1 protein-coding gene is annotated in these 2,495 nt (G+C 69.2%); it reads right to left on the bottom strand.

From position 1 onward, the window contains the following. On the bottom strand, positions 1 to 2,495 hold a 2,495-nt coding region (locus ACFW01_RS38340), incomplete at both ends, for an amino acid adenylation domain-containing protein (RefSeq protein WP_384511480.1).

Raw genomic sequence — 2,495 nt, 5'->3', positions numbered from 1 at the left:
TAGGTCGCACTCGGCCCCTCGAGCTGTCCGAGGAACCACAGCCGGCGCTGCGCGAACGACAACGGCACCCGCTCCGGACGCACCCCGGCCGTCAAAGGCAGCCGTGCCTCCTCCGCCTCCGTCAGCCGTGCCACGAGCCCCGCGACCGTCGGCGCCTCGAACAGCGCCCGGATCTCCACCTCCACCCCGAGCACCGCCCGGATCCGGCTGACCAGCCGCACCGCCAGCAACGACTGGCCCCCGAGTGCGAAGAAGTCGTCGTCCACCCCCACGTACTCCACACCCAGAATCTGGGCGAATACCGCACACAACAGCTCTTCCCGCACCGTGACCGGCCCGCGTCCCGCACCCGCATACATGCCCAGATCCGGGGCGGGCAGGGCCTTGCGGTCCAGCTTGCCGTTACGCGTCAGCGGCAGCTCCTGGAGCACCACCACCGCTGACGGCACCATGTACTCCGGCAGCCGCTGACCCACCAGCTCCCGCACCTCACCGGACAGCGAACGGACAGCCGTGCCACCGGCCGCGGGGACCACGTATGCCACCAGCCGGACCTCACCCGGAGTGTCTTCCCGTGCGATCACGGCGGCCTGGGCCACCTTTGGATGCGCCAGGACGGCGGCCTGGACCTCGCCCGGCTCGATCCGGAACCCGCGGATCTTCACCTGCTCATCCGCACGCCCCGCGAACACCAACTGCCCCTCACCGGTCCACCGGGCCAGGTCCCCGGTCCGGTACATCCGCACCCCCGGCTCGAACGGACACGCCACAAAGCGTTCCGCGGTCAGTGCGGGCCGGCTGATGTAGCCGCGGGCCAGACCCGCACCCGCCACATACAGCTCACCCACCACCCCGGCCGGCACCGGCTCCAGAGCAGCATCCAGCACGAACACCCGGGTATTGACCACCGGAGACCCGATCGCCACCTCACGCGCCTCGGGCACGCAACGCCACAACGTGGCATCCACCGTCGTCTCGGTCGGACCATAAGAATTGAACATCACCCGCCCACGGGCCCACCGCCGCATCACCTCAGGCGGACACGCCTCACCGGCCACCATCAGCACCACACCCGGATCCAGCGACCGCTCATCCAGCGTCGCCAGCACCGCCGGCGGCAACGTCACATGCGACACACCCACCCGGCTCAGGAAACCCGTCAACGCCTCACCCAGGCGGCACTCCTCGGGCACCACCACCAACGCCCCGCCCGACAGCAACGCCATACACCACTCCCACCCGAACGTGTCAAAGCTCGCCGACGCGAACTGACCCACCCGGGCCCCCGCACGCACCCCCACCAGCCGCCGATGCCCCTCAGCGAAACTCGCGAACCCCCCATGCGAGACCACCACACCCTTCGGCCGGCCCGTCGACCCCGACGTGTAGATCACATACGCCGGATGCGACGGCAGCAGCACACCCACCCGCTCCCCGTCCGACAGCGCCCCGCCATCCAGCCCGGCCAGCTCATTCACCACCGCCGGGTCATCCAGCCCCACCACCGCCAACGAGTCCGGCAGCAGCGACCGCACCCCCTCCCCACACACCCCGGCCACCGCACCCGCATCCGCCAGCATGAACGCCACCCGGTCCGCCGGCAGACCCGGATCCACCGGAAGATACGCACCCCCCGCCTTCACCACACCCAACAACGCCACCAGCAGATCCACCCCACGCTCCAACGCAACCGCCACCACCGACTCCGGCCCCACCCCCCGACCCACCAGCAACCGCGCCAGACGATTCGCCCGCACATCCAACTCCCCATACGACACCTCAACCCCACCATCAGCGACCACCGCCACCGCCCCCGGATCCCGCACCACCTGCGCCTCGAACAACCCCGGAAGCGTCGCAACACCCACCTCCACCCCCGTACCGTTCCACTCCACCAGCACCCGATCCCGCTCAGCGGCGTCCAAGATCTGAACGTCACTCAGTGGGAGGCCCGGGCCGCCGTCCAGCACCTCTTCCAGCACCACGACCAGGTTTTCGACAGCAGTGAGCAGCAGTCCACCCACCGCCTCTGGATTCACGGAGGGCACAGCGTCCACGGCAAGTCCGAAGCCGTGTCCGTCGTCGTTGACCGAAACTGTCAACGGGTAGTTGGTGCGTTCCTCCGTGAAAAGCGTCCTGATCCCCTTCAAGCTCCCACCGCCGGAGTTGGAGCCGCCGGAGGAGTTGTGTCGGTAGTTGAGGAGTGAGCTGAACAGTGGTGTGTCCGACGCCACTGCGCTGGCCTGCTGTGCCAGGGCCAGTGGTGCGTGCTCGTGTTCCAGCAGTCCCGCGAGCTGTGCACGCATGGCCGTTACCGCGTCCAGCACGCCCACGCCATCGATCCGTGCCCGTACCGGCAGCGTGTTGATGAACGGGCCCTGCACCCGGTCCGCACCCACGCCCGCGTTCATCCGGCCGAACAGCACCGTGCCGAACACCACGTCCTCACGGCCACTGACCGCCGCCAGCACCCGCGCCCACGCCACATGCAGCAC

The sequence above is a fragment of the Streptomyces sp. NPDC058985 genome (genome assembly GCF_042740985.1).
Taxonomy (GTDB): Bacteria; Actinomycetota; Actinomycetes; order Streptomycetales; family Streptomycetaceae; genus Streptomyces.
This window is presented reverse-complemented; position numbering and strand designations above follow the sequence as displayed.